We start from the raw sequence: 25,623 nt of genomic DNA on the forward strand, positions 1-25,623 counted from the left end.
TAGCACCTAGCACCTAGCACCTAGCACCTAGCACCTAGCACCTAGCACCTAGCACCTAGCACCTAGCACCTAGCACCTAGCACCTAGCACCTAGCACCTAGCACCTAGCACCTAGCACCTAGCACCTAGCACCTAGCACCTAGCACCTAGCACCTAGCACCTAGCACCTAGCACCTAGCACCTAGCACCTAGCACCTAGCACCTAGCACCTAGCACCGTAGGCGTGAAATTTATTTCGCGCGTTGATCTATTTAAAGCGTGTCATGTAAGCAGAACGACTACATATTTCATTTACTACGCGATATAAAATCGCTGCTACAATTTTGAAAACTCGCAACTCGCAACTCGCAACTCGCAACTCGCAACTCGCAACTCGCAACTCGCAACTCGCAACTCGCAAACTCTCACCCACAAAAAAACCGTGGGATTTTCATCACACGGCTTTTGATATTTCGCTAAGTCGTTTTATTAGAACGAGTAGCTGTAACCTAGTTGTAGGGTACGTGGTTTACCTGGTTGAATACCGCCGTTTGCACGGTTTGCAACGTAGGTTTTGTCAAACAGGTTGTCTACTGTTAGGTATACTTTTTGTTTGTCGTCGATTAGGTATTTAGCTGCTAAATCCCACACAACTCGGCTGTCGATTGCATTGCGACCTGAGTCTGTTAAATCTGCGTGAGCATCAGATACATAACGCATTTGCGTATCGAATACGAAGCTTGAGAACTCAGCACCCACTGAAAGCGCTAATTGGTTTTCAGGTACGTATGGCATTGCATCGCCTTTTTCTACGCTACCCCAAAGATCTGATTCAAACGCATTGTCGAACTGTGAATCAGTGTAAGTGTAAGTTAAGCGTACTGGGAATGAAGCTGCGTTAGTAGCAAACACTTTACCTGCGCTTAGCTCAAAACCAGACACAGATACTTCACCATAGTTGTATTGGTCGCCAATGTTGTCATCGCTACAACCTACAGCTGCAGTACAGTTACCGTGCATGTTTGTGTAGTCAGAGTTAAAGTAAATTACTTCACCTTGAATACCAGCGTAATCGTAACGACCACCTAGCTCAATGTTAACACTCTCTTCTTCTTCTTGATCCGCATTACCTGGGGCTGCTGGTGCGTAACCTTTTTGAATACCAGCAAGAAGCGTTAGGTTATCGCTTACAGTGTAAGTAGCACCTAGTGATGGTACTAAGATCTCAGTGTCGTTGCTGATATCTTTTGTTAAGCCATTTTCACGCTTTGGATCAGACTTAGCCCATTCAACACGTTTGATTGTGATGTCTTCGTAGCGAAGACCTGCGCTAATAACTAATGCATCAAGTGACCACTCATCTTGAATGAAAAGAGTCGTCGCTTCTGCGCTATCTAAACGGTTGCTGTTTGAACCTGGAACGCCTTTTTCTGTAAGCGTCATTGATAGGTCTTGGTTAAGCGTGTACTTGTCTTCCCATTGGAAACGATCCATTTCATCTTCATGGTAACGTGCACCCACAGTGATGTAGTGGTTGCCCGCTGGGATATGGAATTCAGTTTGTAAGCCTTTCGCTTGGTAGTCACGGTTATTCGCTTTTACGCCAACACCTTCAATACCTTCGCTCGTTGGGTTTGCTTCAAACTCGCTGTATTGCTCAAGGTAGCTGCTGCTTACTTTGCTTGCTTTATACCAGTTACGGTGGAAATCGTTCAGGTAAGCTGTAGCAAGTAGCTCGTAACCTTTACCAAAGCGGTATGCATAGTTGATTTGGTATGCATTGTGCTGTGTGTTCATTTCATCGTTTTGCGATGCAGCATAACGACGGTAAGGGTTTGCTTGGTAATCAGCGTCAGTTAAGCCCATGTAAGTTTCGTCAGAGCGCTCGTCTGAGTACTTTAATTTCATTTCTAGGCTGTGTGCTTCGTTATCACCAAAGTCAAAACCAAACTTTAATAAGAAATCGTTCTTTTCGAAGCCTGTGTTGTCGCTACCTACTGGTAAATCTTTAAAGCCATCTGCACCGTAAGTGAATACTTCTACAAGGCCCGCAGCATTGTTTTTCTTTTTACCGAAGTAAGCATGACCTTTATAGAAGCCATCGCTACCAAGTTCAGCGTTAAGTAAACCTTTAGACCCTTCAGTTGGTAAGCTACGAGAAACTAAGTTTAAAACACCGCCTGTTGTACGTGGGCCATACTTAACAGACGCTGCACCTTTAAGTACTTCGATCGACTCCATACGACCCATAGTAGGGAAGTAGTAAGCAGAAGGCGCTGAGTAAGGTGCTGGTGCTACAAGTACACCATCTTCCATTACTGAGATTTTGTCGTTACGACCTGTACCCGTACCACGCATACCGATGTTAGGGCGAAGGCCGTAGCCGTCTTCTTCTTGTACATATACACCCGGTACAGCACTTAAAACACGTGAGATATCAGTATATTCAAACTTTTCTAGTTCTTGCTCATCAATAAAAGTAGCAGAGCCAGGAATATCGTTAATTGCAGATGCAGAGCCAATTACAGTGATTTGCTCGAAGTTCTTCTCTTCTTTAGTTACATCTTTTGCAAAAGCATTAGCGCTTAAAGATAAAGCGACCGCAGTCGAAAGCGTAGAAACAATAAACTTAGGTGTCATTGTGTGTCCTGTATGTGTTTAGATTTTTTTAACCGGCGCAATTAAAACATGTAAAAAAATGCGAATCAATCCTATTTGTAATAAAACAGGCCTGAACTGTAAGTTTATGAAATAAATTAAATATAATGAATATAGTAGTATTGTAATACCAAGATGGGGTTTTGATTGTTGTTAAGTAAAACTTAACAAGGCGGAGCCGTCAGCTTTCATATTGAAAGTTAGCGAGTTAGAAAGAGTAAAGGGGAAAGGTACGAGTTCCGAGGGACGAGATACGAGACGTAGGAGGCGTTTTAACGTCGAAAAAAAGAGTTATTAGATATCAGTGGTTAGAAGTTAGATTAGATTGTGCCAGCACATAGTTAAATTGAAATGCATACCCGTAGGCGTGAAATTTATTTCGCGCGATGAACAAAAGAGCTATCAGATTAAAAGTTAGCAAGTTAGCAAGAGTAAAGGGGAAAGGTACGAGTTCCGAGGGACGAGATACGAGTTGTTGGAGGCGTTTTAACGCCGAAAAAATGGAGATATTAGATATCAGTGGTTAGAAGTTAGATTAAAATACCCAAGTTAGCGAGTCGCAAGGGGAAAGGGTAAAGAAGCTATCAGCTCATAGGTTGGTTAGAGCGGAGCGAAATCCAACAAGTTATTGAGTTGCAAGAGTAAAGGGGAAAGTTTGCGAGATGCGAGTTGTAGGAGGCGTTTTAACGCCGAAAAAATGGAGATATTAGATATCAGTGGTTAGAAGTTAGATTAAAATACCCAAGTTAGCGAGTCGCAAGGGGAAAGGGTAAAGAAGCTATCAGCTCGTAGGTTGGTTAGAGCGGAGCGAAATCCAACAAGTTATTGAGTTGCAAGAGTAAAGGGGAAAGTTTGCGAGATGCGAGTTGTAGGAGGCGTTTTAACGCCGAACCAGTAGCAGCGGTTTTACCCCGCGTTCTCAAATTAAATTATTCATGGTTAAAACCATTCCTACGCGATATAAAATCGCTGCTACAATTTTGTAAACTCGCAACTCAATCCTAAGTCAAACGCAGGGCGATGAATTCGGCGAGTTTGTCTACGGCGGTGCCGGGGTCGTCGGTACGTTTAATTAAACTAATACCGATTTGACCAAGCTCAGGGAGGTCTTTGGTTTGTATTTGGTAATTAAGCTCATTCGGAACGGTGCTTTTTGCAAGCACTGTAATGCCTAAGCCTTCTTTTAACGCCGCAGTTAGGCCAGTTAAGTCGGCATTACTGTAGGCAATGCGGTATTTAATACCCGCACTTTGTAGTGCCTCGATTGCGCGGCGGCGATAAATACATCCCTCTGGAGCGGTTACAAGCGTTACTACATCGTTCTGTGCAAGGTTTAAATCGCCCACCCATACTAGTTGGTCTTGCATAAAAATAGGGAACTTAGCAGATTCTAGCTCTTCGTTTAATGCCAACACTAAGTCGAATTGATCTTGGCGCGAGACTGACAATAAATGCTTACTCAAACGAGAGCGCACTTCGAGCGATACGTCAGGGTAGAGGGCCACGAAGTCACCTATGATCGAAGGTAAAATACGTGCGGCAAATTCACTGGGGATCCCCAAGCGCACTTTACCTGTTACGTTTTCGCTGGTGAACTGCTGCAAAATGGCATCGTTTTGTTGCAGCATTTGCTTAGCTAATGGCATGAGCAGTTCGCCATATTGATTAAGCACTTGGCGCTGGCCTTGCTTTTTAAACAGCTTATGGCCCAGCATGTCTTCAAGGCGCTTTATTTGTAAGCTCACAGCCGGTTGCGATAGCCCCAATAATTCACCTGCTTTGGCAAATCCGCCAACTTCAACAACAGTGACTAAAGTACGTAAACTATCGGTAGAAATGTTTTTCATTAAAAAATTCTATTTATAGGGCTATGTATATAAGCATTATTTATCAATTGATAAATAATTACAATTTGTTGTTGCCAGCACGGCGCAATATACTTCAAGCATTAACGATTGATAGGTGTCACATATGACTTTTACGCCAATAATGTTTGCTCGCCACAGCCAAGCTGAGACCCCAGCAGACAACGTGCTACAAGCAAATAGCGATACTGCCATTATGGATTTTAGTGGCACTGAAGCAATCCCATTTTTAACGGCTATTTTAGGTCTTGATATTAATAAGCTAACCGCAAGCGGTTTAGGCTTACGTAGCTCATTAGACGATGACCTAACAAGCAGCTACGCTTATGCCCTGTATTACTTTAACGAAACTGCATTTCGTTTTGTGCTAGGTAAAGGTGCCAGCGTGCAATTACAGTCGCTTATTAATGAGCAACAACTACGTTACGACATTGATTATGTAATGCGTGACGATTTAAGCGCACTAACCCTAAGTGGTGAGCAGGCGTTTGATGCCTTGGTCGACAGCTTTAAGCTAACGCCGGGGCTGCGTTTATCAGACATGCGCAGTTGTTATGGTGCACAAAGCGGTGAGGTATTTATTACCGCGATTGATAACCAAGCAACACAGCAATTTCAGCTGGTGGCGCGCCAAGCAGAGCTCGATAAATGGCAAACGCACTTACAGCAGCTCGGCTTTGATTTAGCCTTAGCCAACGTTGCTTAAAAGATAAAATTTTTAAAACAGCTACGCACTTGGGTGTTTAGCTGTTTTTTAGTTACAAAATCGCAATTTGGGTGTGACAACTGTGCAACTAATGTATAATCGCCGCCCATGTTATTCCCCCTCATTAAATTGAGGCCACGCCCCACAACTTGTGGGTTAATTTAAAAGTGAAGGAATATTATGACTTCTAAAACAGTTTTACATGCTAAGCACCTTGAAGCTGGCGCAAAAATGGTTGATTTCCACGGCTGGGAAATGCCAATCAACTACGGCTCACAAATCGAAGAGCATAATGCGGTTCGCAGAGATGCAGGTATGTTTGACGTATCTCACATGACTATTGTCGATATTCAAGGCGAGCAAGCACAAGCGTTCTTACGTAAGCTAGTTGCAAACGACGTTGCTAAGTTAACTGTACCGGGTAAAGCACTTTACACTGGTATGCTTAACGAAGAAGGCGGCGTAATCGACGACCTAATCATCTACTTCTTCTCAGAAACGAACTACCGTTTAGTTGTTAACTCAGCAACACGTGAAAAAGATTTAGCGCATTTAGCTAAAGTTTCGGCTGATTTCGCCGTAACGGTTACTGAGCGTCCAGAGTTTGCAATGATTGCCGTTCAAGGCCCTAACGCACGTGCTAAAACAGCAACAGTACTTAACGCAGAGCAACAAGCTGCTGTTGAAGGTATGAAGCCTTTCTTTGGTGTGCAAGCAGGTGATTTATTTATTGCGACAACAGGCTATACTGGCGAAGATGGTTATGAAATCGTAGTGCCTAGCGATCAAGCTGCTGATTTATGGCAACAACTTCTAGACGCAGGCGTAGCGCCAGCAGGTCTAGGTGCACGTGATACGTTACGTCTTGAAGCGGGTATGAACCTTTACGGCCTAGATATGGACGAAAGTGTTTCTCCACTTGCTGCAAACATGGCGTGGACAATCGCATGGGAGCCAGAAGATCGTAAGTTTATCGGTCGTGAAGTATTAGAACAGCAACGCGCTGATAAGAGCACAGACAAACTAGTTGGTTTAGTGCTTGAAGAAAAAGGCGTATTGCGTAGCGGTTTAAAAGTCATCGTTGAAGGTGGTGAAGGGGTGATTACCTCTGGTACATTCTCACCAACCCTTGGTCACAGTGTTGCGCTAGCACGCGTTCCGCGTTCAACTGGCGAAACAGCCCAAGTAGAGATGCGTAAAAAACTGGTTAACGTTAAGGTTGTTAAACCTTGCTTTGTACGTAACGGCAAATCAGTTATCTAAACTATAAAAAATTTGGTGTTATCACCCAATATAAACCAAAGGAACAAAAAGATGAGCAATATCCCAAGCGAATTAAAATATGCTACTTCACACGAGTGGGTTCGCGACGAAGGTGACGGTACGTTTACTGTAGGTATCACTGAGCACGCACAAGAACTTCTTGGCGACATGGTATTCGTTGAACTACCAGAAGTTGGTGATGAAGTTGACGCGGGTGAAGACTGCGCAGTAGCTGAGTCTGTAAAAGCAGCATCAGACATCTACGCACCAATCGGCGGTGAAATCGTTGCAATCAACGAAGAGCTTGAAGATTCGCCTGAAACAGTAAATAACGACCCGTACACTGACGGTTGGTTATTCCGTATCAAAGCATCTGACACATCAGAGCTTGATAACCTGTTAGACGCTGAAGGCTACGCTAACACAATCGACGAAGACTAATTAATTAGTCACGCCGACTAAAAGCCCCGTCTAGATCCCCAGCTAACTAAATGCGTAGCTTGGGTTTCACTGGGGCTTTTATGATTTTATAGCTTACTTTTCCATACGCTGTAAGTTACTGAATCAACCTGTTTTTAAGTTATTGCCAGTTACCCATTGGCAGTAACCACTTTTTTTTGGATCATAGGAATCTGGACAAATGTCAAACGCCAAATCTCTTGAACAATTAGAGCAAAAGCAAGATTTTATTCGCCGTCACATTGGGCCAAGCCCAGCGCAAGTAAGCGACATGCTGAGCGCTCTTGGAGTATCGAGTGTTGAAGAGCTGATCGGTCAAACGGTACCTGCAAGCATTCGCTTAGAGCAAGGTTTATCAATTGGCGAAAGCCGCACTGAAGTTGAAACACTAAGCTACTTAAAATCAGTAGCAAGCAAAAATAAAGTGTTCAAATCATACATCGGTCAAGGCTACCACCCAACTCACGTACCACACGTAATTTTACGTAACGTACTTGAGAACCCAGGCTGGTACACTGCGTATACACCATACCAACCAGAGATTGCACAAGGTCGTTTAGAATCATTATTAAACTTCCAGACTATGACCCTAGACCTAACTGGTCTTGATTTAGCAAGCGCGTCATTACTTGACGAGTCAACGGCTGCTGCAGAAGCAATGGGTCTTGCAAAGCGTGTTGCTAAAGCTAAAAAAGCAAACATCTTCTTCATTGCTGATGACGTACACACGCAAACTATCGACGTTGTTGCTACACGTGCAGACCAGTTTGGTTTTGAAGTGGTAGTTGGTCCTGCAAGCGAAGCGGCTAATCATGAGATTTTTGGTGCATTATTCCAATACCCATCAACAACCGGTGAAATCACTGACGTAACTGACCTAATCGCACAAGTACAAGACAAAAAAGCGATTGCCTGTGTTGCTGCAGACATCATGAGCTTATTAATGCTTAAAGCACCAGGTAAACTAGGTGCAGACGTAGTACTTGGTTCGGCACAGCGTTTTGGTGTACCTATGGGTTACGGTGGTCCACACGCTGCATTCTTCGCAACACGCGACAAGTACAAGCGTTCACTACCAGGTCGTATTATCGGTGTTTCTAAAGACCGTTTAGGTAACGACGCACTACGTATGGCAATGCAAACACGTGAACAACACATTCGTCGTGAAAAAGCCAACTCAAACATCTGTACAGCGCAAGTATTACTAGCGAACATGGCAGCGTTCTACGCGGTTTACCACGGTCCACAAGGCCTTAAAACTATCGCTGAGCGTATCCACCGTTTTGCAGATATCTTAGCGGCGGGCTTAAAAGCGAAAGGTGTAAACCTTAAGCACGACACATGGTTCGATACACTGACTGTTGTTGCAGATAACAAAGACGAAATTGTTGCACGTGCAGTAGAGCACGGTGTTAACTTTGCGTCTAACCGCGCAGGTGAATACTCAATTTCTGTATCAGAAACAACAACCCGTGCAGACGTAGCTGAGTTATTCGACATCATCTTAGGTGAAGATCACGGCCTAAGCGTTGACGCACTTGCAAACGAAATCGAAGTAAACGGCAGCAACTCAATTCCTGCAAGCCTAGTACGCGATGACGAAATTTTAACGCACCCTAACTTCAACTCGTACCACAGCGAGACTGAAATGTTGCGTTACATCAAGCGCCTAGAGAACAAAGACTTAGCGCTTAACCACTCAATGATCTCATTAGGTTCATGTACAATGAAACTTAATGCGACAGCTGAGATGATCCCAATCACTTGGCCTGAGTTTGCAAACTTACACCCATTCTGCCCACTTGATCAGGCAGCGGGTTACCAAATCATGATGACAGAACTACATGATTGGTTAGTAAACATCACAGGTTACGATGCAGTTTCACTACAACCTAACTCAGGTGCACAAGGTGAATACGCAGGCTTAATCGCGATTCGTAAATACCACGAGTCACGCGGTGAAGGTCACCGTAACGTATGTTTGATCCCAAGTTCAGCGCACGGTACAAACCCAGCGTCTGCACAAATGGCAAGCATGAAAATTGTGGTTGTTGACTGTGATAAAAACGGTAACGTTGATATGGCAGACCTTAAAGCGAAAGCCGAAGAGGTATCTGAAAACCTATCTTGTATCATGATCACTTACCCATCTACACACGGTGTTTACGAAGAAACAATTCGTGAAATCTGTGACATCGTGCATGAGCACGGCGGTCAAGTGTACATGGACGGCGCAAACATGAACGCGCAAGTAGGTGTTACAAGCCCAGGTTCAATCGGTTCTGACGTATCGCACCTTAACCTACACAAAACATTCTGTATTCCACACGGTGGTGGTGGTCCAGGTGTTGGCCCAATCGGTGTTAAATCTCACCTTGCGCCATTTATGCCTAACCACAGCGTAATTAATGTTGCTGGCACAAACATCGGTAACGGTGCGGTTTCTGCTGCTCCTTACGGCTCAGCAGCTATTTTACCAATCTCGTGGGCATACATTGCTATGATGGGCTCTGAAGGCTTAAAACAAGCAACAGAAATGGCTATCGTGAACGCTAACTACTTATCTGAGAAGTTAAGCGAGCACTTCCCAATTTTATACCGTGGCCGTAACAACCGCGTTGCGCACGAATGTATTGTTGACCTACGCCCACTTAAAGAGCAAACAGGCATCACTGAAATGGACGTAGCTAAACGTCTACAAGACTACGGTTTCCATTCACCAACTATGTCATTCCCAGTAGCTGGCACACTAATGATTGAGCCAACTGAGTCTGAGTCTAAAGTTGAGATCGACCGTTTCATCGAAGCAATGGTGTCAATCAAGTCAGAAATTGACCGTATCGCATCTGGCGAATGGTCAATTGAAAACAACCCGCTAGTGTTTGCACCGCACACACAAGCAGACGTACTAGGCAATGAGTGGGATCGTGCATACGACCGTTTTTACGCTGCATTCCCAGTACCAAGCGTAGCAAAAGACAAATTCTGGCCTACAGTAACGCGTATCGATGACGTATACGGCGACCGTAACCTAGTTTGTTCATGCCCAGCGGTAGAGACATACCGTGACTAAGGTTTGATTAAATTCAAATGCCAAAAAGCCGTTGCAGCAATGTAACGGCTTTTTTGTTGGAGAAAGTTAGCGAGGGGAAAGTTAGCGAGTTAGCAAGGGGAAAGGGGAAAGTTGCGAGGAACGAGTTTCGAGATGTGAGTTGTAGGAGGCGTTTTAACGCTGAAAAAAGAGTTGTTAGATATCAGTCGTCAGAAGTTAGATTAAGAATACAAGTTAGCGAGTTGCAAGAGGAAAGAGTAAAGAAGCCATAAGTTTTAAGTTAAAGTACCCGCACATTGCTAAGGCTAAACCCGAAACCGTAGGCGTGAAATTTATTTCGCGCGAAGAAGATAGAATTAACTCAAAAAGCAAGACCTGACCCTATGTGTTGTTTATCGTACTCTGTTTCAAAAATGTAAAATCAAGTCGAGACTAATTCAAATCAGTTAAACCAAAGAGAAAATTGTCTTCAGATGTTCTGATGAACTTGATGTCAATTTATCTTCTGGAACACCTGCTCTAATAAGCTTATTGTGAGTTGCTGTTACTGCATCAATGTCGTTGTCCAAATCTATATAGTTGAAATTTTTCCATTCTGCATCTGGATACGCATTCAAGATACATTGAAAATACGGTAAGTCGATATCGTTAACTGAGTGCCCAATAACAAAAATTTCAGTGATAGGGCCATAGCCTTCCAATTGAGTTCTATTGCGCTCAAGAATTTTGTCCACTGGCTTATGAAATACTTCAGATACTGAAGACGCACTTCTAAGAGACTCTTCGAACCATGGTTCATCACTTTCTTCACTATTGATGTGTGAGCTGGCACCACGCCCGTGGCCAAAAATAATATTTGCACGTACTTTCCCATGGATATGCAAAATATTTTCTTCGGAAATTCCGTATACATCTTGTAATGTTGTTGTGTAGTTGAAGGTAACGAACTTTAAATCACTTGGAAGTTCAATCAGTTTTTCTGCAGTGCTAACGTCAACTGAACTAATCCATTGCTTAAATGCGGTAGTGATGTCATCAACTAATTCATCTCTTTTGATTGATATCTCGTCCTCGAACCCATATAAAAGAGTATTGTCATCAGCCATTTCCTCTATCGAAGGTTGCATTGCAGCATTGTCATGGAAGTTATCATGATTGAATGAGCCTAAAGACTCTTCAAAATTTGCCCACTCGGTATCTTCGCAGTAAAAGTCATCAAAATACTGAATGTGGTCTTCCAAAGATCTATTGTACTTTTCATAGAAATACCAATAATTCGTTGGTAGGCTGTTCCATATATCAAACCCATTTCCAATAATAACTAAAGTGCTCATAAATTATTCCACAAATTGGCAGTGTTAGGTCTGTTAACTAATAAGTTGTACGTTAGGGGGGCTTTAGTTTTATGCATATTAGATCCTTGTTGTGTAAAGGTTTAGTTTAATGGAACTCGATCTTTCTCTTTTAAGCGCTGCTGTAGTCTTGGGTTAAGTGAGTCCATGAATTTGCATGACTTGTCTTCATTACCACGAAATGAGCTGCATGCCGCGAAAAGCTTTTTATTTTTTTTATTTGCTCGCACAACTTTCGGGGCTTTGCAGTTAGGGCAAAGTTGAAACCTAGATTTACAACTTATGCACTCTCCGTACTTGTCTTTTTTGATTGCAATACCGTTGCAATCATCACAACCAACTGCTTCAGTAAGGCATCCAAGACCAGTAGAGCACTCATAGACTCCCCATACACGCCTCTTTGGTTTCATGTACCCAGTTTTACACTTGGGGCATTTTCTGGCAGCAAGCTTCTCCGGAGTAAAGTGCTCAGAAACAATATTCAAGTGGTATTCAGAATCAAGAAGCTCTAAAACAAACTCTGATGGCTCTTTAGGATCAGCAATAAGGTAGCATCGTTTTTTTGCACGAGTGATGGCAACGTAGAATAAGCGGCGTTCTTCTGCATGCGGATATACATCAATGGTAGGCATCAATGCACTGACAATTTCGTTGTCTTTTCTCTCAGTTGGAAATCCAAAAAATCCCTGGTTTAAATCCAAGATAAAGCAGTAATCAGCCTCAAGACCTTTGGAACCATGTAATGTCCAAAAATCCATATTGTTAAAACCATGGTGTTTGCCAAACCTCTCCTTAGCTGCATTCTTAGTCTTGTTGTATCTCGTCAAAATACCAATAGAGGCTTGTGGATCTTTTCTGTAGATTTCAAGTATTGTTTTTTCAACAACATTCAGCGTGGCTTGTATTGGATCTTTCTCCTCATCTTGATTGTCCATTAGATACACTTCAGAACTATTAACCTGAGTATGAGTTACAATATCCTTTTTGTATTGTTCAGGGTTCTTCATTACAAATTTACCAGCAGTATCAGCAATACTGTTGTTATAGCGGAATGTCTTTTGCAGCATTGCCAGGGCATGATTGCCTAGCTTGTCTTTAAACCTAGTCGTGAGCTCTAACTTACCGCCTGTGAATGCATAGATTGCCTGCCAATCATCTCCAACAACCGTTAAACTACAGTCTTTGGCTTTTAGTAATTCAAGTAAAAAGTTCCAACGAGATACGGAGATATCTTGGAACTCGTCAACTAATATGTACTTCCACTTAGGCTCGAACATGCCATCACGAAGATAATCCGTCGCTAATAGAATCATATCGTCGTAATCAATCTGGTTTCTACTTCTAAGCTCAGCAACATATGCTTGACGTAAACTCTCAATCAGCAACATATGACTTTTAGCGTTTTGCACACCTGCTTTTTCCAGGCGAGATTGTATTTCATAACCTTCAATTGCTTCTGAACGAACAGCGGCCAACGTAGCACTTAGCTCTTTAACCGCATTCTTAATGAAATCCTGTTGCGTAACAGCTGCGATGATTTGTTCTTTCGAAATAGGATTTAACTTTACTCCATAATCAATAAGTTGCTTCTCTAGTACTGATTCAAGCTCATCATCACACCAGTTATAATGAAATGTTTTAACCAACCTTGTGCCCAGAACTTTATGGAGTGCAATTTTCTCTTTAATCTGTTGGTTATACTTAATCTTATTGATACCAGCTCTAGTATTGCCACCTTTGTCGATACCAAAGTGTTCTATAAAAATGTTCGTATCTCTCACTTGGAAATCAGGATGGTACGGAAAGCCAATGTCTTTACCAACCTCGTTTGCATAATTTGGTTCGTATTTGTAGTTAACCCCGTTTTTAAACAGCCAATTCCCAATCAAAACTTCTTGGTAACCTTTAACTTCCACACCATTTAGTGTGATGTATTTCTTACCTTTAAGGGCTTCCTGATGAGCTTCTTCTGACTCCGACAAGAACGGGTTATATGCATAGTAAACAGTTTTAATAAATGCATTCAGGTTATCCTCATTGTCTTCGATGAACGTCACCAACCAGTTGTTAATGAACTCCTTTCGGGGCTCATCTTTTCTTAATCGACTCATTCTGAGCTTTTTGAATTCCTCAACAGACATTTTCTGAGCTTTTGCGATTATCTGATAACCACGACTGTGGAAAGTTGAGATTTGTTTATCTAAGTTATATGAGATGTTTGCTTTCTTGAGCCTCTCTTTGGAGCGATTTTTTAGTTCTTTTGCAGCTTCACGTCCATATGCTAAAACCATCACTTTGTCGGGCTTTGCTAAACCACGCTCCAAGATATCTGTTGTTTTAGCGACCATAACTGATGTTTTACCTGTGCCTGCTGCCGCAAGCACCATGTTGTAATCATCATGCTGTACAACTGACAAACGTTGTTCTGGTGTTAATGGATTGCTCTCAATGCTGTCGTAAAATGCTTCACGATCTTTTAGTACTCTACTGGTATGAATAACTCTTAATGATTCAGCAGACATCGATACGGGGCTGAGTTCAGCCAGCTTTTTCATTCTATCGAAATGTTCTTGCGATATGTGAGAACTCCAAGATTCACTGTTCTTGTTAAACAAGCGAACCATTGGCTCAATGATAGACTGAACTTCGGAGATTTTTGATTCACGAAGATACTGACCAACAGCAGCTTTTGAAAACTTACTGTATATATCTTTGATCTTCGTCTCTATGAATGACTTGATGGTGAAATTGATAGTGTTGAACTGCGGGATTGCTTTTAGATGGCTAAGACCACTGACATTAATCACCCCACTATCTGTAGTTATCTCCAATTTATGTCCAAGTAATGAACGCTCTATCGTACAAAAACCGAGTATTTCTGAGTAATTCACCCTTTGAGTACCGGACTTGTAAACAATCTTAAGAGAGTGCTGTCCGAGCACTATTCCTTTGCAACTACCCAGTAAATTAACTCTCGATTTGACGATTTTTTGTGCCATTCAAAATTCCTGTATCTATGAACAGGTTAATCATGCCATAGCTCACACACTCAATGAACAGGAATTCATATATTTTACAGTTATGATTGCTGGTTTTTCATATGGTTATCGACTTATCAACAGTACATCTAGTATTTTCTGGCCAACACATCGAATAACTTACATGTTTTCCCTTATATTTAATGTATGATATTTTATTGATATTAAAGAGTAAATTAATTAGCTGGGATGCACTTTGTATTAGCAATACCTAGCATTACTATATTAGGGAAGCTAATAAAATGAGTAAAACTCTTGTCGTTATGATTCATGGTCTCACTGGTGGAGGTGGGACTTGGGTTAATGATGAAAATGGGGCTAGTTTTTCTGAGTTATTGCAAGCCGATAGCAAAATAAGCGATCAAATTGATGTAATTGAGTTCGACTACTTTACAAAAATTGTCAACCTTACTCAAAATGTTTTGGGGAGTTCATTTGTAGGTTTAATTAATAAATATACAGGCTCTTTTTTTAACAAACCAAAAATTAGAAAAAATTCATCCATAAATTCACTAACAAATTCGTTGGCAACATTTCTGGAAGTCGAAAGTGCAAACTATGACAGTATAGTATTTATTTGCCATAGTATGGGCGGGCTTATTGGCAAAAACTTTATCTTAAATCACATGGCTGAAGAATATGAAGATATTCAAATACCTGTAATTGGTTATATTTCTTTGGCTACACCTCACAGAGGATCATTTCCTGCTGTAATCCTTGGTCCTATTAATGTGAATGCTAGAGAGCTACAACCATTAAATGAAGATATGACAACATTAAATGATCTTTGGGTTGAAAGCTTTGATGACTTGCCAAAAAGCTACTACGTAGAAGCGCTACATGACGAGTGTGTTGGAAAGTTAAGTGCTACCCCGAATACGGTTAAAAAGTTCAAATCTAAAACATTGCAAGTTAGCCATAGTGAAATTTGCAAGCCATCAAGCTCTAAGGATTTAACTTACAAAGTAGTAAGTAAATATCTAGTGGAGATACTTCATACTCATAGACAAAAAAAGTTAACTCAAGTTGAATATGAATCAGATGTGCACTCATACGATAAAGAAATTTTTGTCATTAAAATGGTATTAGCATCTGTAGAAGAAAGGCTAATAGAAGATGCGAAAGAGTCTTTTTTCCATGCAGAGCTTATTATGAAATCTGCTAAGAAAAATGAACTAGAGGTTTTTAAAGAACTTAGAAGTAAAATTATAAGTCTGTACAGAACCTATAGCTCTTGTAAAGGTGTGAAATCAAATAGTGAAGTTGTTAAAGAGATTCATAGTAAAATAGTTGAATTAGATAAAAGTTCTTTAGATTGCCTTGTGGAGTACCTTAATTTTCTTCATAAAAAAGGAATTCTGCATCAGGAGTCTAATCGCTTAAATTTGGATGTAAATTGGTGTGATAGTGTAACAATAGACTCAATTGAAAATGAGGTCAGATGATTTGTTTGATTATAGAAACGAAAGGTTTTATAGAGTTTTTTTAGTATCATTTCTAATTCATAATTTATCTGAAAATAGAAGTGGACGAAAAGTTCTGACTCTAGAGAAGTTAGAGTTGTTGTATTTCATTGTTAATAATCCAATGCTTTTAAAGAAAATTTCAAATGCTATGGATTTAGGCAGTGTGTATGGTTACCAACAGGATCTTTATGAAAATGGTTATCAATTTTCTGATATCAAAAGCAAGAGTGATGCAATAATACCTTTTTTACTTTTGACTGAGTCCAAGAAGGTGCGCCTCAATGATGAAGGCATGATTGAGGCTCTTGAACTACCTGACTTCAAATCTTCATCAGAATTCTTAGATAAAAATATATCGATCTTGAAGAAGCTCGCAGCACTTAACGAAAGCAAACTAGTAAGCCTTGTATCGGAGAATTCATGAATAAAGTAAAAATGGAATTTAAAAAGTTAATAATAGTAGGTGTTGAGCGTGAATATCGATGCACATTTGAATCTGGATTGAATTTGATTTGGGGAGATCTTGATTCAGGTAAATCTAGTATTCTTAACCTTATAGATTTTGCTTTAGGTGGTAAGTTTGGTGACTTAGATAATGACGAAATTAAACTATACGGTAGAAGTGTAGTTTTAGAGGTTTCAATCAACCAAAAAGTAATAACGTTAAATCGAGTTTTAGGAGATAAAGTAAACCTGATTAAGGTGTATGAATGTTCCTATGCAAATATTAATGATCATTACCCTTTGTTATGTTCTGCATCTTCCGAAGGTCAAGAGCCTGATGGCTGGGTTTCAGATATATTACTTGATTACTTAGACATTCCAAAAGTAAAGCTTAAACAATCAAAATACAAAGATGACTCAAATAGTAGTCGGTTGAGCTTTCGAGATTTAATGAAGCTAATTCATTTAAAACAAAAGCGTGTCGCAAGTGACAACTTAATGGATTTAGCTAATGGCCCTTTATTCAACAGAAATGTAGAAGTACAGAAATTTGTTTATGGTGTCCATGATGATCAGTTAGCGCAATTGAGTGAAGAAATCAAAAAAGAAGCCGAAGCTTTTAAAGCACTTACCAGCAAAGCAAAGTCTATTGATGAGTTTTTATCTGCAACTAACTCTAAAATAAACTCAGGTGAAGATGCAGTTAAATTGAAAGTGGAATTAGAAGCTGTTGATGAAGAAATCCAATTACTAAAAACAAATAGTAAACTTGCTTCATCTACTTCAGATAAGTTCAGCGTTGAAATAAAAGAGTTAGTTGAAAACATTCAGAATCTTGAAAACAGTAGGTATGCAATAAAAGCAAAACTAACCGACTATAAACGACTCAAGGCTTCTTACGAAAAGGATCTTAGTTGTATTAAAGATTCACTTATATTGAGGGGTTCGTTAAGTGTTCATGAGTTAACCCAAAAAGAAGTTAGTTGTCCTACATGTAGTGGTGCCATAAAACTAGATGACGAGGTACTCACTAATGAACAACTGGAATTTGAACAGCGCTCCGTAAAAAATAGACTGTCTGGTTGCTCTAAGGCAATTGATAAAATTAAGTTGGATCTTACCTTATTAGATCAAAATATTACTGAAAGGAAGAAGCTATTAAGCACAGTTAGATATGATTTTGAAAAGAATAATTTAGAATCACTATCTCCAATAATTGAAATGATTTCGAGGGCTGAGGCTGTAAGGCGATCATTATCCGAAAAACTTGTAGAGATTGAGAGGAATTCAAAGTTAGTTCAAAAGCTTGAGGATATTTATTCCAGAATTAGAAGTAAAGAAATACATATTGGAAAGCTGAAAACTGACCTTAAAAAAGTAGAGTCTCAGTTAGTATCTACAGATGATATAATTAAGGAGCTTTCTACACATTATAAAAATCTTATGGATAGCTCTAAGCTGACCAGAATTTACGGTTCCTCAATAGACAAAAAGTTTATGCCTAACTTTAGAGAAAGAACTTACTCTAAAATATCTTCGGGTGGTGTTAGGACTTTAATGTCGGTGTACTTGTACATTTCTAGATTAAAATACCTCCTTGAGAATGGAGGGTACTTACCAGCAACTTTATTATTGGATACTCCAGGACAAAATATAGGGAAATATTCAAGGGAAGATGGAGATGATAGCAGTCTATCAGATCCAGCTATTTACGAGCAGATTTATAAATCAATGGTTGATTTGAATGAGATTGCATTAAAAGACAGCTATCAAATAATCGTAGTTGATAACGATCTTGCTACATCTTTGAATGAGGATGATTACTTTTTAGTGAAAAGATTTGATAAGACTGAAAAATACGGCGAAAAAGGGTTGATAAGTGATGCAAATTTGGCCGATAAGCCCTAAAAAAAGCCTAGCAAAACTGTCACAAACTTTATTAGTTGTAAACAATTAAATTCAAATGTCAAAAAGCCGTTGCAGCAATGCAACGGCTTTTTTGTGTTTTGGAGAAAGTTAGCAAGGGGAAAGGGGAAAAGTTACGAGGAACGAGATGCGAGTTGTAGGAGGCGTTTTAACGCTGAAAAAGAGTTATTAGATATCAGTCGTCAGAAGTTAGATTAGATTGTGCCTGCGAATAGTTAAATTGAAATGCTCATCCGTAGGCGTGAAATTTATTTCGCGCGATGAGCATAAGAGCTATCAGATTGAAAAGTTAGCGAGTTAGAAAGAGTAAAGGGGAAAGTTTACTCGCATCTCGCATCTCGCATCTCGCATCTCGCATCTCGCATCTCGCATCTCGCACCTAGCACCTAGCACCTAGCACCTAGCAGCTAGCACCTCGCACCTCGCACCTCGCACCTCGCACCTAGCACCTCGCACCTCGCACCTAGCACCTCGCACCTCGCACCTCGCACCTCGCACCTAGCACCTAGCATCTCACCCCTCTTTTTTCTCCTAAAATCTAATAATTTGTACTTAAAAAGTGCACAAAAGTTAAATTAATGTAAAATTATTCTTGCTTTCGTACCTGTTTGGTCTATGTTTTTGGTCGGAGGTCACTCCTCCAACCTGATAGATAAAATGACAATCAACAGGAACACACATGAAAATAAAAACACTCTCACTACTGCCAGCTTTAATGTTGGCAGCGGGTATTAGCCACAGTGCTTTTGCTGCGCAAGGAGTTGCATTTGTGCACGGTACAGGCCAGCAAAGCGATGCGTATAATGACTATTGGACAGGCAGTTTTGTCGATACGGTTCGTCAAGGTTTGCCAAACAGTAGCAATTACACGGTCATTAATTGTGACTTTGATCAATACATGTGGGCAGATGCAGCATCTGGCTGTTTAGCAGGGCAGCTCACTACATTTATCAATAATAAAAACATCACTGATTTAACTCTGATCACCCATTCTAACGGTGGCAATGTGGTGCGCTGGATTTTATCTAACCCAACATGGGATAGCCGCTATCCAAATATTATTAGCAAAGTCACGCGTACCATTGCTCTGGCTCCTTCAAGTGGTGGCACGCCGTTGGCTGATGCGGTTATAGCGGGTAATTCGTTCGAGCAAAGCTTAGGTTGGCTTTTAGGTTACGGCAGCGATGCAGTAAAACAGCAACAAGTATCTTGGATGGAATCGTATAACGCACAGTGGCTGTATGGCACACCGAACCGCCCAAGTTTACCATCTCGATTCGAAACCGTGGTGGGCAGTGATGTTGAATCAGCGGTATGGGATAGCGACAGCTATTGTGGCGGTTATCAAAATCAAGTGGGCCTTGAAGTAACGCAAAACTGGTTAGATAGCTGCTCAGATGGCTTTTTAAATTGCAGTTCTCAGTCGTTAGCTGGGGTGGTGTGGTTTACCGATAAATCACGAACCCAAGGTGGTGAACCTTTGAGTCATCAGCAAAGTCGACGTAACTGTTTTGGCTTGCCAAACATGCTTAAAAACCGAATTTAGGAGCCCGCTATGATTAATAAGTTAACCACACTAGCTACTGCAATAGTGCTTGTAAGCACAGCAGCGAAAGCTAATGAGCAAACGGTTTATCAGTTTCCTCAAGTTCAACCAGCATCAAGCGCTCAACTACAAACACTTGAAAAAGACAGTGTTGAATATTGGCAGAAAGTTTCGGGTAAAGAGCTTAAGCGTGGTGTGCCTGTTTTTGTAAACCAAGCTGATAACTTTATTCGCATTGCACCAAAAGCACGCTTTGATAGTGGCGAAGTATTTAAGCCTCATGGCTTACAGCTAGATAAACTGTCGGTGCGAGATGACAACTTTAGACAAATGCCAATGCAAGCCATGGTTGCACGTGAGCAAATGGAAAATGCAGGATTTAGCGATGGCAGTGTTGGATTGAAGCTTGGCCAGGTAAATGGCAAAGCAATGTTAAGAACAAGCCAAGCCCTTAACGATAACGACACCTACTTGCTGCACGTGATTGAAAAAGGCTCGAGCAATGCTTTACATGCTAAATCGCAGTTTAAAGTGAAAGATCAGCAACAACGTGTTGCTATGCAGCTAAGTATGGGTAAAAAGCGCTTTAAAGATAGTGATGTGAAGTTAACGCTTTCAAGCCCTGATGGCGAAAAATTAGATGTACGTTACGAAAATGGTGAAGCAGTATTTAATTACCCGCTTGAAACCTTAGGCGCCGCAAATGGTTACTATGAGCTTGAGGCCAGTATAGATACTAAAGTGAATGGCCAAACGGTAAAACGCTCTATAAAAATGCCATTTGTACATAGCTCACAAACCATCAGTATGGATAAAGCTAAAGTCACTGTGCTTGGCAATAACAAATACCAAGCCAAGGTGCCAGTGCAAGTGACCGACTCAGGCCGCTATGCTATTCGTGCAACCTTAACAGGCAAAGGTGATAAAGGTGAGCGCATCAAACTGGCAACGGTTGAAGTAGCTAAACAGATTGATAGTTACGGCAGTTTCACCATGCCTTTTGCGGTCACTCAAGCAGCCAAAGCCCCGTTTGAGCTGGTGGATATTGAGCTTACCGACCAAACGCGAATGTTAAAGTTTGCGGGGGAGTAAAGGATAGCTCTTATTGTATGTTGGGTGGAGCTGAGCGAAGCGAAGCCCAGCAAGTTAGTGAGTTGCTAGGGTAAAGGGGAAAGGTACGAGTTTCGAGGGACGAGATACGAGGTGTTAGAAGATATTAGATATCAGTCGTTAGAAGTCAGATTAAAACAAAAGAGCTGTAAGCTTTAAGCTATAAGTTTTGAGTTGATTGTTCCTGCACATCACTATGGCTTAACACGTTACTGTAGGCGTGAAATTTATTTCGCGCGTAATAAATTTTGTTTTTCTCTGTGTAGCGCGAAGCGCCTCGGTGCAGTTAGTTTAGTACTTGAACGTAAAGGAAATATATCACTATGTAGGAATGTTGGCTTAATGGTAAAGTAATGGCAAAATTGTGTTTTAAAAATGGAAACTTAAATAATGGATTATAATCAGCCACTTTCGAAACACTCCCTAGATTTAAACCTGAGCGACCGAGTTTGGTTTAGGTATTCAACTTTCTATAAAAAGCCAGTATTGCAGGCTGATTCTAATACAAAACTAACGTCGCTACCGGGCCTAGCTGTGCTGTCGGGCGGAGCTGAATTTTTATTTTTCTTTATGACTATCGCTATTGCTGTAATGAGCCTAGTGCTTCAAGAAACGATGCAGCCGATGCCTGCTTTTGTAACTTGTGTGAGTTGTTACCTTTGTGTATTCGTTATCAAGCGAATTGTGATTTATAACAAATTTGGATTTGGTCGTAAGTGGGTTATGAGTATATCTAAAGACTCACTCGAAATAGGTAGGCGAGCAATAGAGGGTAAAGCTTCAAAAGTTTTGCAAATCGCTAAGGGCGATATCCAAGAAATCATTTTTAATTATACTTTTCACGGTAGAAGTGGTCATATTGTGAACGAAAAAACGGCCAATTTACACGCTTGTGAAATTCATCAAAAAAGTGGCGAGGTTGTTACACTAGATAATATGCGAGTAGGTCTTTTTGATGTGCTGTATCTTTTAAAATTCCACGAGTACCCGCTACTATTCAGAGGTACAACTTCGGGCGGTGCAGGTAATATAGTTATTTTGATTATGCGGTTAATTTCTCTTTCTGCGATCATTTCGGCTCTTGTAATGTTAGCATTTAATTTAAAGTCATAAAGGTGAAGTATTTGTATGGCTATTAGCTGGTAGGTTGGTTAGAGCGGAGTGAAACTCAACAAGTTAGCGAGTTGCAAGGGGAAAGGAGCTATCAGCTTTCAGCCGTTAGCTATCAGATTGAAAGTTAGCGAGTTAGAAAGAGTAAAGGGGAAAGGTACGAGTTCCGAGGGGCGAGATACGAGACGTAGGAGGCGTTTTAACGTCGAAAAAATGGAGATATTAGATATCAGTGGTTAGAAGTTAGATTGGATTGTGCCAGCACATAGTTAAATTGAAATGCATACCCGTAGGCGTGAAATTTATTTCGCGCGATATTTCTTAAATCAACGGGTGAGTTGTAGGTCGGGCTTTAGCCCGTAATGTTAGCGAGTTACAAGGGGGAAGGTACGAGTTTCGAGGGAGGAGATACGAGTTGTAGGAGGCGTTTTAACGCCGAAAAAAGTCGATTTGGTAGGGAGCTCCCTTTACCAATTCGAAACCAACACTATGCTGTTAGCACCTAGCACCTAGCACCTAGCACCTAGCACCTAGCACCTAGCACCATTCCTACGCGATATAAAATCGCTGCTACAATTTTGTAAACTCGCAACTCGCAACTCGCAACTCGCAACTCGTGCCCCTAGACCCTTTCACCTGTATTCTTTTACAATGCATAAAATAACTTAATTTAGAGAATGCGTTGAACTACTTGGCTCACCTTTACTTAGCACAACCGACAGCTGATTCACATTTTGGAAACCTGCTTGGGGATTTTGGTGGGCGTCGGTATTCTGCGCAGTTATCTGATGCGGTTAAAAATGGCCTTGAAAATCATTATTTAGTTGATAGGTTTACCGACTCACATCCCCTTGTAAAAGAGGCTAAGCAGTACTTTTCGCCAGCACGTAAACGCTTTGCAAGTGTTGCGATTGATGTAGCATTCGATCACTTTCTTATTCAGCATTGGCAGCGCTTTAATGACCAACCATTGGCTGATTTCAAACAGCACAGCTATGGTCTTTTAAATGCTCGCCGAGCCATGATGCCTTCGCGTATGCAGCAGGTTGTGAGTAGTATGACCAACAATGATTGGTTTAAAGAATATGAAACACTGGATGGGGTCGGCCTTGCCCTTGATAACATCGCCAAGCGTATTCGCTTTACTAATAATTTTTCAGGAGCCGCTGACGATATAGCCCGCCACTACCAACAATTAGACGCGGTGTTTATAGCGTTTTTCCCTGAGCTGGTTGAGCATGTGAAGCAAATGGGAGTGGAATGAGTCCGCGAGTTGCTAGAGTAAAGTTAGCGAGTTAGAAAGAGTAAAGGGGAAAGTTTGCAAGATACGAGACGTGGGAGGCGTTTTAACGCAGAACAAAAATAGAGATATTAGATATCAGTCGTTAGAAATCAGATTAAATAAAAGAGCTTTAAGCTATAAGTTTTAGATGATTGTGCGCCATATATAGCCATCAGCTATCAGATTTAAAACCCAACAAACAAGCTGAAACTTGCCCGTAGGCGTGAAATTTATTTCGCGTGATGGTTATTATCAAAGAGGTAATTTGTAAGTCGGGCTTCAGCCCGTGAGTGTTAACGGTTGCTTTTCGCCATAAATAACGATCTACAATGGGTTATATCTGTGAAGTTTGCTTTAAATAATTCCTCTAAAGCGCAGCGCCTCTTATCCTCTTTGTGATAATTGTCCCACTGCGGCTTACAAACCGATTTACCTCTTACCTTAAAATACGAAATGGCTGATATCTTGGCTGCTTGTTACGGTTATATAGTCGATTAGCGATAGCTAAGTGAACTTCTAGGCGCTTTCGAACTCGTTTTTTAACTGAGCTGAACTACCCTTTGTAAAGCAAGTAAGCCTTGAATTAATACTTACCTCCATCGCAGTACCTTGAACAAAGCAATGTAATGTAGCAACCGTGAGGGAACAATAATGAGCAAACCCATAATTGCAGCCGTTTCGCCGAAAAAAGTCACCTTAGAGCAGGGGCAAGAATACTATTTTTGTGCCTGTGGGCGTTCTAAAAACCAGCCATTTTGTGATGGTTCACATGCCGGAACTGATTTCAAACCCAAAGCATTTACAGCAGAAGAGTCGGGCGATGCCTATTTATGCCAATGTAAGCACACTGCCAATGCGCCATTTTGTGATGGTAGTCACAAACAGTTTGATCAAAGCCAAGTTGGTCAAGTAGGGCCTGGCGTGCAAATTCAAGCCTCTGATTCGCCAGTTGCTACAGCAACCAAAGAAGAGCCCACCGTTGAGCTTATTCATCAGTTAGCTCGAGAAGGGTTATCAAAGCTTGGTCATCATGGTCCTATGGTGTCGATGGGCGTACCACGATATCAATTACCTAAATGGGATGACTTACAGCTAATGGTTGCGCAAATGGCGACTCAACCTTTAATGGAAGATGTAGCTGTTAATACCGAGCTTGTTATCGGCCCGCGAGCGAAAAAACCATTAAAGCTGGCTATTCCATTGTTCGTTTCTGATATGAGTTTTGGGGCTTTATCTGAAGAAGCTAAAGTATCTTTAGCAAAAGGAGCAGAACTTGCTGGCACAGGTATTTGCTCAGGTGAAGGGGGTATGCTTCCTGAAGAGCAGCAAGCCAATTCACGGTACTTTTATGAGTTAGCAAGTGCAGGCTTTGGTTATAGCGAAGATAAATTAAAGAATGTGCAGGCCTTTCACTTTAAAGGTGGGCAAGGCGCAAAAACGGGTACTGGTGGGCATTTGCCGGGCAATAAGAATGTTGGCAAAATCTCTGAGGTTAGAGGAATTGAAGCGGGTACTTCGGCGATTTCACCACCAACATTTAAAGACTTACACAGTGCTGCCGATTTCAAAAAGTTTGCTGATAGAGTACGCGAGGTAACGGGCGGTATTCCTATCGGGTTTAAACTGAGTGCTAATCATATTGAGGAAGATATTCAATTTGCGCTCGATGCGAGTGCCGATTACATCATTCTTGATGGTCGTGGAGGCGGTACAGGCGCAGCTCCTGAGATCTTTAGGGATCATATTAGCGTACCGACTATTCCTGCACTTGCCAGAGCAAGAAAGTACTTAGATGAACAAGGTGCAAGTGATGTTACTTTGATCATCACTGGCGGCTTACGCTTGCCAATTGATTTTGTAAAAGCGCTTGCGCTTGGCGCTGATGGTGTGGCGATTTCAAATAGTGCAATGCAAGCAATTGGCTGCGTTGCTGCGCGTATGTGTAATACCAATAACTGCCCTGCAGGGATTGCCACACAAAAGCAAGATTTACGTCAGCGCTTAAATATTGAAAAGTCAGCAAATCAATTAAAGAACTTTTTTGAAGCTTCAACTGAGTTAATGTCGGTAATGGCAAGGGCATGTGGCCATGACTCTTTAACTAAGTTTAATGCTAATGATTTAGCAACATGGCACAAAGATATGGCGTTGTTATCTGGCGTTAAGTACGCAGGAGTTGGAGTAAGTTAGCGAGTTAGAAAGAGTAAAGGGGAAAGGTACGAGTTTCGAGGGACGAGATACGAGGTGTAGGAGACGTTTTAAGGCCGAACAAAGATGGAGCTATTAGATATCAGTCGTTAGAAGTCAGATTAAAAACTCAACGAGTTAGCGAGTTACTTGACACAAGTGGTAGTCACTCTAGTGTTT

The 25,623-nt window shown here is 41.2% G+C and carries 16 protein-coding genes; 12 read left to right on the plus strand and 4 right to left on the minus strand.

Features of this window, described 5'->3' with window-relative positions; all coding sequences use genetic code 11:
- Positions 1-468: 468 nt before the first annotated feature.
- Positions 469-2,619, minus strand: a complete 2,151-nt coding sequence (locus MTF66_RS12675) for a TonB-dependent receptor domain-containing protein (RefSeq protein WP_248527335.1) — start codon at positions 2,617-2,619, stop codon at positions 469-471.
- A 1,019-nt stretch (positions 2,620-3,638) separates the two neighbouring features.
- Positions 3,639-4,484, minus strand: coding sequence for a LysR family transcriptional regulator (locus MTF66_RS12680; protein WP_054551321.1), 846 nt, complete (start codon positions 4,482-4,484; stop codon positions 3,639-3,641).
- Positions 4,485-4,608: 124 nt separating this feature from the next.
- Here MTF66_RS12680 and MTF66_RS12685 point away from each other — a divergent pair, with 124 nt between their 5' ends.
- The 4 genes from MTF66_RS12685 (at position 4,609) to gcvP (ending at position 10,003) form a co-directional block, all read left to right on the plus strand.
- Positions 4,609-5,208 (plus strand): hypothetical protein, encoded by a 600-nt coding sequence (locus tag MTF66_RS12685; RefSeq protein ID WP_235374187.1) that lies wholly within the window; start codon positions 4,609-4,611, stop codon positions 5,206-5,208.
- 180 nt (positions 5,209-5,388) lie between these two features.
- Positions 5,389-6,471: a glycine cleavage system aminomethyltransferase GcvT gene (gene gcvT / locus MTF66_RS12690; RefSeq protein WP_248527336.1), complete on the plus strand. Its 1,083-nt coding sequence runs from the start codon at positions 5,389-5,391 to the stop codon at positions 6,469-6,471.
- 51 nt (positions 6,472-6,522) lie between these two features.
- A complete protein-coding gene (gene gcvH / locus MTF66_RS12695; protein ID WP_054551324.1) occupies positions 6,523-6,912 on the plus strand; it encodes a glycine cleavage system protein GcvH in 390 nt (129 codons plus the stop codon).
- Between the two features lie 199 nt (positions 6,913-7,111).
- A complete protein-coding gene (gene gcvP, locus MTF66_RS12700; protein ID WP_217876115.1) occupies positions 7,112-10,003 on the plus strand; it encodes an aminomethyl-transferring glycine dehydrogenase in 2,892 nt (963 codons plus the stop codon).
- Positions 10,004-10,428: 425 nt separating this feature from the next.
- Here the strand turns inward: gcvP and MTF66_RS12705 are convergent, their stop codons facing one another.
- Entirely contained in the window at positions 10,429-11,316 is an 888-nt protein-coding gene (locus MTF66_RS12705; protein ID WP_248527337.1) for a bacteriophage abortive infection AbiH family protein, read from the minus strand.
- Between the two features lie 101 nt (positions 11,317-11,417).
- Positions 11,418-14,333 (minus strand): UvrD-helicase domain-containing protein, encoded by a 2,916-nt coding sequence (locus MTF66_RS12710; RefSeq protein WP_248527338.1) that lies wholly within the window; start codon positions 14,331-14,333, stop codon positions 11,418-11,420.
- A gap of 281 nt (positions 14,334-14,614) precedes the next feature.
- Between MTF66_RS12710 and MTF66_RS12715 the strand changes: the two genes are divergently transcribed.
- The 8 genes from MTF66_RS12715 (at position 14,615) to MTF66_RS12750 (ending at position 25,446) form a co-directional block, all read left to right on the plus strand.
- Positions 14,615-15,817, plus strand: coding sequence for an ABC-three component system protein (locus tag MTF66_RS12715; protein WP_248527339.1), 1,203 nt, complete (start codon positions 14,615-14,617; stop codon positions 15,815-15,817).
- 1 nt (position 15,818) lies between these two features.
- Positions 15,819-16,262, plus strand: coding sequence for a hypothetical protein (locus MTF66_RS12720; RefSeq protein WP_248527340.1), 444 nt, complete (start codon positions 15,819-15,821; stop codon positions 16,260-16,262).
- The gene (locus tag MTF66_RS12725; protein ID WP_248527341.1) at positions 16,259-18,190 is read left to right on the plus strand and encodes an ATP-binding protein; all 1,932 of its coding nucleotides are present in this window, start codon (positions 16,259-16,261) and stop codon (positions 18,188-18,190) included. Before MTF66_RS12720 ends, MTF66_RS12725 begins: the two co-directional genes overlap by 4 nt.
- 697 nt (positions 18,191-18,887) lie before the next feature.
- Positions 18,888-19,754, plus strand: coding sequence for a hypothetical protein (locus MTF66_RS12730; protein WP_248527342.1), 867 nt, complete (start codon positions 18,888-18,890; stop codon positions 19,752-19,754).
- Positions 19,755-19,763: 9 nt separating this feature from the next.
- On the plus strand, positions 19,764-20,846 hold the full coding sequence (locus MTF66_RS12735; RefSeq protein ID WP_248527343.1) for a DUF4785 family protein: 1,083 nt from the start codon (positions 19,764-19,766) through the stop codon (positions 20,844-20,846).
- A 408-nt stretch (positions 20,847-21,254) separates the two neighbouring features.
- Positions 21,255-21,977 (plus strand): hypothetical protein, encoded by a 723-nt coding sequence (locus MTF66_RS12740; protein WP_248527344.1) that lies wholly within the window; start codon positions 21,255-21,257, stop codon positions 21,975-21,977.
- A 679-nt stretch (positions 21,978-22,656) separates the two neighbouring features.
- Complete coding sequence (locus MTF66_RS12745) at positions 22,657-23,238, plus strand: ACP phosphodiesterase (protein ID WP_248527345.1); 582 nt, start codon at positions 22,657-22,659, stop codon at positions 23,236-23,238.
- 669 nt (positions 23,239-23,907) lie between these two features.
- Entirely contained in the window at positions 23,908-25,446 is a 1,539-nt protein-coding gene (locus tag MTF66_RS12750) for a glutamate synthase-related protein (RefSeq protein ID WP_248527346.1), read from the plus strand.
- Positions 25,447-25,623: the final 177 nt, after the last annotated feature.

It is taken from the genome of Pseudoalteromonas sp. 2CM39R, from assembly GCF_023161845.1.

Coding starts and splice junctions, on each gene's coding strand:
- gcvH (WP_054551324.1), top strand. CDS start 6,523: ATGAGCAATATCCCAAGCGAATTAAAATATGCTACTTCACACGAGTGG.
- gcvT (WP_248527336.1), top strand. CDS start 5,389: ATGACTTCTAAAACAGTTTTACATGCTAAGCACCTTGAAGCTGGCGCA.
- MTF66_RS12710 (WP_248527338.1), bottom strand. CDS start 14,333: ATGGCACAAAAAATCGTCAAATCGAGAGTTAATTTACTGGGTAGTTGC.
- MTF66_RS12715 (WP_248527339.1), top strand. CDS start 14,615: ATGAGTAAAACTCTTGTCGTTATGATTCATGGTCTCACTGGTGGAGGT.
- MTF66_RS12685 (WP_235374187.1), top strand. CDS start 4,609: ATGACTTTTACGCCAATAATGTTTGCTCGCCACAGCCAAGCTGAGACC.
- MTF66_RS12730 (WP_248527342.1), top strand. CDS start 18,888: ATGAAAATAAAAACACTCTCACTACTGCCAGCTTTAATGTTGGCAGCG.
- MTF66_RS12740 (WP_248527344.1), top strand. CDS start 21,255: ATGGATTATAATCAGCCACTTTCGAAACACTCCCTAGATTTAAACCTG.
- MTF66_RS12680 (WP_054551321.1), bottom strand. CDS start 4,484: ATGAAAAACATTTCTACCGATAGTTTACGTACTTTAGTCACTGTTGTT.
- MTF66_RS12750 (WP_248527346.1), top strand. CDS start 23,908: ATGAGCAAACCCATAATTGCAGCCGTTTCGCCGAAAAAAGTCACCTTA.
- MTF66_RS12725 (WP_248527341.1), top strand. CDS start 16,259: ATGAATAAAGTAAAAATGGAATTTAAAAAGTTAATAATAGTAGGTGTT.
- MTF66_RS12735 (WP_248527343.1), top strand. CDS start 19,764: ATGATTAATAAGTTAACCACACTAGCTACTGCAATAGTGCTTGTAAGC.
- MTF66_RS12705 (WP_248527337.1), bottom strand. CDS start 11,316: ATGAGCACTTTAGTTATTATTGGAAATGGGTTTGATATATGGAACAGC.
- MTF66_RS12675 (WP_248527335.1), bottom strand. CDS start 2,619: ATGACACCTAAGTTTATTGTTTCTACGCTTTCGACTGCGGTCGCTTTA.
- gcvP (WP_217876115.1), top strand. CDS start 7,112: ATGTCAAACGCCAAATCTCTTGAACAATTAGAGCAAAAGCAAGATTTT.